Source organism: Achromobacter sp. 1011811831 (assembly GCF_059760905.1).
Genome location: NZ_JCBANG010000072.1, coordinates 26,377 through 35,066, shown reverse-complemented (window position 1 = coordinate 35,066; position 8,690 = coordinate 26,377). Strand labels below are relative to the sequence as shown.

General features: G+C 70.1%; 7 protein-coding genes. All 7 read right to left on the bottom strand.

Features of this window, described 5'->3' with window-relative positions; translation table 11 throughout:
* Positions 1 to 158: 158 nt before the first annotated feature.
* Positions 159 to 602, bottom strand: coding sequence for a dihydroneopterin aldolase (locus tag AC6LJ9_RS22890; RefSeq protein WP_498149327.1), 444 nt, complete (start codon positions 600 to 602; stop codon positions 159 to 161).
* Complete coding sequence (locus AC6LJ9_RS22885; protein WP_498149326.1) at positions 599 to 1,243, bottom strand: sarcosine oxidase subunit gamma; 645 nt, start codon at positions 1,241 to 1,243, stop codon at positions 599 to 601. Before AC6LJ9_RS22885 ends, AC6LJ9_RS22890 begins: the two co-directional genes overlap by 4 nt.
* A complete protein-coding gene (locus AC6LJ9_RS22880) occupies positions 1,233 to 4,244 on the bottom strand; it encodes a sarcosine oxidase subunit alpha family protein (protein ID WP_498149325.1) in 3,012 nt (1,003 codons plus the stop codon). Before AC6LJ9_RS22880 ends, AC6LJ9_RS22885 begins: the two co-directional genes overlap by 11 nt.
* Positions 4,241 to 4,549, bottom strand: coding sequence for a sarcosine oxidase subunit delta (locus AC6LJ9_RS22875; protein ID WP_498149324.1), 309 nt, complete (start codon positions 4,547 to 4,549; stop codon positions 4,241 to 4,243). Before AC6LJ9_RS22875 ends, AC6LJ9_RS22880 begins: the two co-directional genes overlap by 4 nt.
* 19 nt (positions 4,550 to 4,568) lie before the next feature.
* On the bottom strand, positions 4,569 to 5,813 hold the full coding sequence (locus AC6LJ9_RS22870; protein WP_498149323.1) for a sarcosine oxidase subunit beta family protein: 1,245 nt from the start codon (positions 5,811 to 5,813) through the stop codon (positions 4,569 to 4,571).
* Between the two features lie 13 nt (positions 5,814 to 5,826).
* The gene (locus AC6LJ9_RS22865; protein WP_498149322.1) at positions 5,827 to 7,215 is read right to left on the bottom strand and encodes an L-serine ammonia-lyase; all 1,389 of its coding nucleotides are present in this window, start codon (positions 7,213 to 7,215) and stop codon (positions 5,827 to 5,829) included.
* A gap of 305 nt (positions 7,216 to 7,520) precedes the next feature.
* Entirely contained in the window at positions 7,521 to 8,606 is a 1,086-nt protein-coding gene (locus AC6LJ9_RS22860; RefSeq protein WP_498149321.1) for a GlxA family transcriptional regulator, read from the bottom strand.
* Positions 8,607 to 8,690 lie beyond the last annotated feature (84 nt).

The window sequence follows — 8,690 nt, the reverse complement described above, 5'->3', positions numbered from 1 at the left end:
CTGGCATCTTGCCCCTGGCATCTTGCCCCTGGCATCTTGCCCCTGGCATCTTGCCCCTGGCATCTTGCCCCTGGCATCTTGCCCCTGGCATCTTGCCCCTGGCATCTTGCCCCTGGCATCTTGCCCCGGGCAACGACCGCCGGTCTCACACCCCGCTTTCATCCCCTCCCCGCGCACCAGCGCAGATAATCGTCCCGCGTCCACGCCAGCGCCACGCCGACGCGCCGCGCATCGGGCCGGATTCCCGGCTTGTGCACGGCCAGCGTCAACGCACCCAACGCGGGCCAGGCCTGGAACGACAGCGCCGCCAGGTCCGCCACCAGGGTTTCGAGCAGCCGGGCATGCGGCCTGCCGGCAAGAAACGCCGCCATGCGCGCGCAGAAACTGTCGTAGTCGATCCAGGCGCCATCCTCGTCGGGCTCGCCCAGGCAGCCGAGCCGCGCATCGATCACGATGGGCTGGGGCGCCAGATGCTCATGCGGATAGATGCCGATCCGGGCCGCCACCGTGTAGCCGTCGACGAACACGGTCCAGCCGCGCGCCCACGCCTGCCCATCCGCGTCGTCCAGCACGTCCCGAGGCGCGTCCCGCAACGAATTCATGCGAGCAAGGGCGCCGCGGCGTCGAGCAGGATGCGGCAGAAGTAGTCGGCGAAGCTGCGGCGCACAACCAGATCCATGCGCTCGTCGTCCGTGGGCGCGAGCACGATCGCCGTCTTGAAGCAATGGCTCTGCGCGCATTGCCCGGTCTTGAACACGCGCGGGTGCAGGTCCAGCGGGCAGCCACGGGCCAGCGCCTCGCGCGCCTGCGCGCCGCTGATTTCCAGCACCGTGTAGCCGCTGCCCACATCCACCGCCGCCGCATCGGCGCCGGCCAGGGCCGAGGACAGGCGCGCATGCAGCCCGCCGCCTGGCGCCGGCTCGACCGAACGCAGCAGCCATTCGTCCGGCCCGAGCCATAGCGCGTCGTAGCGTTCGCCGCGCGCCACGGTATTCGGCTCGGCCGGCAGCCGCAGGCCCGCCACGGCGGCCACCGCCTCGGCAAGGACGGCATCGGACGGCTCGCCCCTCACGTTCACCAGATCGAGAAACGCGCGTTCGCGCAGCGCGAATCGGGCCGGCGCCCGTGCCCCTTGCGCCCGCAGCAGATCCGCCACGCCGACGAGCGGCGACTCCAGCGCCAGACCGCCCGCGCCGCCACGCGCCGTGCCGGCGGGCGCCGCCATATCCGTTTCACTCCGCATGCTGACGCTCCCCTTGCGCATCATAGAAAACCGGACTGGCGATGGCGGCGGTTGCGCTGCGGCCATCGGCCAGCGACACCTCGACGTGTTCCCCGATCCGGTCCAGGCCGCCCCGCACCAGCGCCAGCGCGATCGAACGGCGCAGGATGGGACTGTAGTAGCTGGACGTCACGTGCCCGATCATGGGCGTGGGCTCGCCCGGCGTCACGCGCAGATCGCGCTCGACGATCTGCGCCCCTTCGGGCAGCACGCGCTGCGCATCGTCGGTCAAGAGGCCGACGAACTGCTTGCGCCCCGGCTTGGCCGTGTCCGAGCGCGCCAGCGAGCGCTTGCCCAGGCAATCCTTGGTCTTGGCCACCAGCCCGCCCATGCCCAGATCCTGCGGCGTGACCGAACCGTCGGTGTCCTGGCCGACGATGATGTAGCCCTTCTCCGCGCGCAGCACGTGCATGGTCTCGGTGCCGTAGGGCGTGATGCCGAATTCCTCGCCCGCCGCCATCAGGGCCTCCCAGACCGCGCGGCCAGCGTTCGCGGGCACGTTCACCTCGTAGGCGCGCTCGCCGGAAAAGCTGATCCGCATCACGCGCGCCGGAATGCCGGCGGCCAGGCCGTCGCGATAGCTCATGAAGGGAAACGCCTCGTTCGAGAAATCGATATCGCCGCAGACCTTGCGCAGCACCGCGCGGCTTTTCGGACCGGCGACCGCGAAGGTGGCCCAATGATCGGTCACCGAGGCCAGCCGCACTTTCAGTTGCGGCCATTCGGTCTGCAGCCAGCGCTCCATCCAGGACAGCACGCGCGCCGCGCCGCCCGTGGTGGTGGTCATCATGAAGTGATGCTCGCCCAGCCGCGTCGTGACGCCATCGTCGAACACCATGCCGTTCTCGTCCAGCATCAGGCCGTAGCGGCATTTGCCGATCTCGAGCTTGCCCCAGGGATTGGTGTACATCCAGTTCAGCAGGGCCACCGCGTCCGGCCCCTGGATGTCGATCTTGCCCAGCGTGGAGGCATCCAGGATGCCCACGCCGTTGCGCACCGCCAGGCACTCGCGGCGCACGGCGGCGTGCAGGTCCTCGCCCCGCTGCGGGTAGTACCAGGGCCGCTTCCAGTTGCCCACGTCCTCGAACAGCGCGCCGCGCCCGGCGTGCCACTCATGCAGGCAGGTCTTGCGCACCGGATCGAGGAACTCGCCCAGCTCGCGCCCGGCGAAGGCGCCGAACGAGACCGGCGTGTAGTTCGGTCGGTAGGTGGTGGTGCCGGTCTCGGGGATGGACTTGCCCAGCGCCTGCGCCAGGATGGCCATGCCGTTGATGTTGCCGAGCTTGCCCTGGTCCGTGCCGAAGCCCATCGCCGTATAGCGCTTGACGTGCTCGACCGATTCGAAGCCCTCGCGCGCGGCCAGCAGGATGTCGGACGCCGCCACGTCATTCTGGAAGTCGACGAACTGCTTGGGGCCGCGCGCGGCCGCGTCCGGACCGCCTGCCAGCCACAGCGGCATCAGCGCGTCCTCGGCGGTGGACGCCGCCCGGGGAACGGGCAGCGCCGTCGAGACGGAGAAACCGGCGGCGCTGGCGGCTTCGGCGCCAGCGCGGGTTGCCTGCGCCAGCGCGAGACACAATTCGAACTCGCCGGCCGCCGCCCCCACGCTGGCCTCGGCCTGCACGCTCTTGCCGGGCACGAAGCAGGCCTTGCGCTCCAGCCACTGCGGCTTGCCGCCAGATTGCGCGTGCAGGTGCAGCACCGGGCTCAGGCCGCCCGACATCGCCAGCAGATCGCATTGCAAGGTCGCGACGCGCCCGCCGGACTGGCCCTTGGCATATGCGTGCACGTCGACGGACGCGACCCGCCGCTTGCCGTGCGCGGCCATCACGACGGCCCCGGCCATCACGGTCACGCCCAGGCGCCGGGCGGCGTCCGGCAGGATGCCGTCGGCCGAGGCGCGGGCATCCACCACGACGACCCTGGCCCCGCAATCGGCCAGATCGATGGCCGCCTGATAGGCGCGGTCATTGTTGGCGAACAGCACCACGTCGCGCCCGGGCAGCACGCCATAGCGATGGATGTAGGTCGACACGGCCGAGGCCAGCATCACGCCCGGCAGGTCGTTGTTGCCGAACACCAGCGGACGCTCGTGCGCGCCGGTCGCCAGGACCACCCGGGCGGCCCGGATCTTCCACAGCAGCTCGCGCGAACCCGCGCGCATCGACACAGGCAGATGATCGGTCAGCCGCTGGGCGACGGTCACCAGGTTGTGGTCCTGGTAGCCGAAGGCCGTGCCGCGCGTCAGAATCCGGACATCGGGCCGCTGGCGCAGGCCCGCCTCGATGCGCCCGGCCCAGCGCAATGCCGGCTCGCCGTCGATCTCTGCCGGGCAGGACAGCAGGCTGCCGCCCAGCTCGCGCTGCTCGTCCACCAGGATCACGCGCGCGCCAGTCGCCGCCGCCGCGTCAGCGGCCGCCAATCCCGCCGGTCCGCCGCCCACCACCAGCACATCGCAATGGGCGTAGCGCTTGTCGTAGCGCTCGACATCGCGGGCATCCGGCGCGCTGCCCAGGCCGGCTGCCGCGCGGATCCTGGCCTCGTACCGGGGCCACAGGCGGCGCGGCCACATGAAGGTCTTGTAATAGAAGCCGGCGGGCAGGAAGCGCGCCAGCCGCTGGTTGATGGCCAGGCGGTCGCGCTCCAGCGACGGTTCCGCATTCACGCTGGATGCCGTCAGGCCCTGGTACAGCTCGATCTCGGTGGCGCGCGCGTTCGGCACGCTGTATGGCCCGGCTTCGAGCTGCACGACGGCGTTGGGTTCTTCCACCCCCGCCGCGACGATGCCGCGCGGCCGGTGGTACTTGAAGCTGCGGGCGACGAAACGCACGCCATTGGCCAGCAGCGCCGAGGCCAGCGTGTCGCCCTGGTAGCCCTGGTACGCCACGCCATTGAACGTGAAGCGCAGGGGCTGGGAACGGTCGATGCGCCCCCCGACATCCAGTCGGTCGACCTGTTTCATTGTGCGCCTCCCTGCCCCGCTGCGTCGGCTGCGGCGACGGACGCGCCCGGCGCGAAGGTCTCGTAACCCAGGATCTGGTAGCTGACGGTGTCGCGCAGCACCTTGAACCAGCGGCGGCAGCCCTGCGCGTGCACCCACTGCTCGCGATGCTGCCCACGGGGATTCCTGCGCATGAACAGGTAGTCGCCCCACTCACGGTCGGTCAGCTGTTCGGGATGCAGCGGGCGCGCGATGTCGGCCTCGCCGCCGCAGGAGAACTCGGACTCCGCGCGCGGGCCGCAATAGGGACATTCGATCAGCAGCATGCAGCTCTCCAGGCAAGGTTCAGTGCGCGACGGCGGCGGCGCCGTGCTCGTCGATCAGGTGGCCGGTATAGAAGCGGTCCAGCGAGAACGGCGCGTTCAGCGGATGGGGCGCGTCGCGGGCGATGGTGTGGGCATACACCCAGCCGGACCCCGGCGTGGCCTTGAAGCCGCCCGTGCCCCAGCCGCAGTTGAAGTACAGCCCCTGGACCGGGGTCTTGCTGATGATGGGGCAGGCGTCGGGCGACACGTCGACGATGCCGCCCCACTGGCGGTTCATGCGCACGCGCGAGAAGGCGGGGAACATTTCCACGATCGCGCCCAGCGTGCCCTCGATGATCTGGAAGCTGCCGCGCTGCCCGAAGCCGGTGTACTGGTCGATGCCCGCGCCGATGACCAGGTCGCCCTTGTCCGACTGGCTGATGTAGGCATGGACAGCGTTGGACATGATCACGGAGTTCAGCACCGGCTTGAGCGGCTCGGATACCAGCGCCTGCAGCGGGTGGCTTTCCAGCGGCAGCCGCACGCCGGCCATGTCGGCGAGCGTGGTGGAGTTGCCTGCGGCCACGATGGCGACCTTGGCGGCCTTGATGTAGCCCTGCGTGGTCTCGACGCCGGCCACCGCCCCGCCCTCGCGGCGGATGCCGGTCACCTGGCAGTTCTGGATGATGTGGACGCCGGCGCGGTCGGCGCCCCGCGCGTAGCCCCAGGCCACCGCGTCATGCCGGGCCACGCCCGCGCGCCGCTGGATCGACGCGCCCAGCACGGGATAGCGGCTGTCCAGGTTGATGGCGGGCTCGATTTCCTGGACCTGGGCCGGCGTCAGGAATTCGGCATCGATGCCGTTGAGCCGGTTGGCATTGACGCGCCGCTGGGTGTCGCGCACGTCCTGCAGGGTGTGCGCCAGGTTCATCACACCGCGCTGGCTGAACATCACGTTGTAGTTCAGGTCCTGCGACAGCCCTTCCCACAGCTTCATCGCCTTTTCGTAGAGCGCGGCCGATTCGTCCCACAAGTAGTTGGAACGGACGATGGTGGTGTTGCGGGCCGTGTTGCCGCCCCCGATCCAGCCCTTTTCCAGCACGGCCACGTTGGTGATGCCGTGCTCCCTGGCCAGGTAATAGGCAGTGGCCAGGCCATGCCCGCCGCCGCCGACGATGACCACGTCGTAGGCGGCGCGCGGCGCCGGGCTCTTCCACTGGCGCTGCCAGTTCTGGTGATAGGACAGCCCGTTGCGCAACAGGCTGAAGATGGAATAGCGGCTCATGTCCCGGACTCCCTCAGCATTCGACGACGTTCACGGCCAGTCCGCCGCGCGACGTCTCCTTGTATTTGGTCTTCATGTCGGCCCCCGTCTCGCGCATGGTCTTGATGACGGCGTCCAGCGGCACGTAGTGCTGGCCGTCGCCCTTGAGCGCCATGCGCGAGGCGTTGATGGCCTTGATCGCGCCCATGGCGTTGCGCTCGATGCAGGGAATCTGCACGCGTCCGCCCACCGGGTCGCAGGTCATGCCCAGGTTGTGCTCCATGCCGATCTCGGCCGCGTTCTCGACCTGCTCGGGCGTGCCGCCCATCACGGCGGCCAATGCCGCCGCGGCCATGGAGCAGGCCACGCCGACCTCGCCCTGGCAGCCGACCTCGGCGCCCGAGATCGACGCGGTTTCCTTGTAGATGGCGCCGATGGCGGCGGCGGTCAGTAGGAAATCGACAATGCCGTCGTCATTCGCGCCTGGCACGAAGCGCGCGTAGTAGTGCAGCACCGCCGGGATCACGCCGGCCGCGCCGTTGGTCGGCGCGGTGACCACGCGGCCGCCGGCGGCGTTCTCTTCGTTGACGGCCATGGCGTACAGGTTGACCCAGTCCAGCATGGCGAGCGGATCGCGCAGCGATTCCTCGGACCGGGCCCGCAGCTGGCGGCGCAGCTCGGGCGCGCGGCGCTTGACGCGCAAAGGGCCGGGCAGCTCGCCCTCCATGCGGCAGCCGCGCTCGACGCAGGCGCTCATGGCCGACCAGATGTCCAGCAGGCCGGCGCGCACCGCCGACGGCGGCCGCCGCGCGCACTCGTTGCGCAGCACCACCTGGGCGATGGACAGCCCGCTCGCGCGGCAGGCGCCCAGCAGGTCGGCGCCGGTGCGGAATGGATGCGGCAGGCCGGCGGGCGGGACGGCGTTGCCTCCCTTCCCGCCCTGTCCATCGACCACGAAGCCGCCGCCAATCGAGTAATAGATGCCTTGCGCGAGCGGCGCGCCCTGCCCGTCCACGGCCTGGAACCGCATGCCGTTGGAATGCGCGCCGGCTTCTGCCGCGCCCAGCAGGCGGCGGAAATAGAACAGATGCGCCTTTTCCTCGAAGCCGACGACGTGGGTCCCGGCGAGCGCCAGGCGCTTGCCCAGGCGGATCCGCGCCAGGCGCGGCTCGACCTCGTCCGGGTCGATGCGGTCGGGCAGGCAGCCTTCCATGCCCAGCATCACGGCCTTGTCGGTGCCGTGTCCCTTGCCGGTCGCGCCCAGCGAGCCGTACAGCTCGACCCGCACGCCGCGCACGGCAGCCAGTGCGCCCGTCTGCGCGAGGCGCGCGGCGAAGCGGCTGGCGGCGATCATCGGGCCCACCGTGTGCGAGCTGGAAGGTCCGATGCCGATCTTGAACAGGTCGAAGGCGCTGACGTTCATCTGGCGGTTCCTGCGCCCGCGGGGTGCGGACGGCGTTGGATGCCAGTACAGCAAAGGGCGCAATCCGCAGATAGAACAAAAGCGGCATCGCGCAGGGATCGGCCCGCCAGCGCCCGCCGCGCCAATGCCGGCGTTGACCTGCCCTAGTGTGCTGTCCCGCAGATATGCCCGCACGAAATCCACCCCTAGCCGCCATGGCGTCGTTGCAAATCCTCGCGAACCCTACGGGTATCACTGCGGTTTGCGCCTAGCCCTGACGTCTATAGATGAATTTCGTCATGCGCACGCGTCTACGGGACAGCACACTAGTAGAACTGCGAGCGGTTGGGAAACAGCTCCGCGTAGTCGGCCCCGTCAGCCGGAGCCCCCCCCGCCGCCGGCGCGGCCGCTTCCTGCCGGCCGCCCGCTCGGTAGACGCCCGGCGGCACGCCGTAGGCCTGGCGGAATTCGCGCCCCATGTGGGACGCATCCGAGAAGCCGCAGGCCGACGCGATGGCGGCGACGGTCTTGTCCGATTGCCGCAGCATCCAGGCCGCCACGCCCAGGCGCATCGTGCGCGCGTAGGCCTGCGGCGACTTGCCGGTATCTTCCTTGAACAGGCGCTCCAGCTGCCGCACCGACATGTCGAGCTTCTTCGCCAGCGCGTCCACCGTCAGCGCCTGGCTCAGGTGCTGCTCCATGAGCAGGATCGCGCGCCTGACCTTGGGATGGCTGGACGGCGCGGCGCCGGGCAGATGCGGTTGCGGCTGCGGCGCGTTGTAGCGGCCGGGCTCGTCGACCTGCAGGATGCGCAGCGCCTTCTGCACGGCGGCCGGCGGAACGTGGCGCGCCAGGATCGCCGCCCCCACGTCGATGGAAGCGCGGCCGCCCGAGCAGGTGATGCGGCGGCGGTCCTCGACATAGAGCCGGTCGGCCACCAGCAGATTGGCGTCAGCCTGCGGGAATTGTTCCAGGAAGTCCCAGTAATGGAACCAGCTGACGCAGACCCGGTGCCCGTCCAGCACGCCGGCGCGCATCAGCGCGAAGGCGCCGGTGCACACCCCCACCAGCGTCGTGCGCGAGCCGCCCGCCGCGCGGATGAAATCCAGCGTCGCCTTGCTGATCTCGGGCGTTGCGCGCAGCAGCCCGCCCACCACGACCAGATAGTCGTAGGCATCGGGACGGCCGAACACGGTCCAGGGCGCGATCTGCACGCCGCAACTCGCCCGCACCTGTTGCGGGTTCTCTCCCAGTATTTCCCAGGAGCAGCGGCGCGGGCGGCTGTTGTCGCCCTCGTCGCTCGCCAGGCGCAGCACGTCCACCAGCCCTGAAAAGGCCGTCAACGTGAAGTCCGGCAGCAGGATGATGCCGAAGCGGACGGGCGCGCCGTCCTGCGCGTCGGGCGCGTTCATGGCGTGGCGGGATTCCCTTGTACGGTGCGGCAAGGGGCGGGGCGGCGCGCCGGCGCCGCCGGGCCATTATTCCAGAGATGGGGC

Excerpts from the sequence above, each read along its gene's own strand:
- AC6LJ9_RS22870 (WP_498149323.1), bottom strand. The coding sequence starts at position 5,813 with ATGAGCCGCTATTCCATCTTCAGCCTGTTGCGCAACGGGCTGTCCTAT.
- AC6LJ9_RS22865 (WP_498149322.1), bottom strand. The coding sequence starts at position 7,215 with ATGAACGTCAGCGCCTTCGACCTGTTCAAGATCGGCATCGGACCTTCC.
- AC6LJ9_RS22880 (WP_498149325.1), bottom strand. The coding sequence starts at position 4,244 with ATGAAACAGGTCGACCGACTGGATGTCGGGGGGCGCATCGACCGTTCC.
- AC6LJ9_RS22890 (WP_498149327.1), bottom strand. The coding sequence starts at position 602 with ATGAATTCGTTGCGGGACGCGCCTCGGGACGTGCTGGACGACGCGGAT.
- AC6LJ9_RS22885 (WP_498149326.1), bottom strand. The coding sequence starts at position 1,243 with ATGCGGAGTGAAACGGATATGGCGGCGCCCGCCGGCACGGCGCGTGGC.
- AC6LJ9_RS22875 (WP_498149324.1), bottom strand. The coding sequence starts at position 4,549 with ATGCTGCTGATCGAATGTCCCTATTGCGGCCCGCGCGCGGAGTCCGAG.
- AC6LJ9_RS22860 (WP_498149321.1), bottom strand. The coding sequence starts at position 8,606 with ATGAACGCGCCCGACGCGCAGGACGGCGCGCCCGTCCGCTTCGGCATC.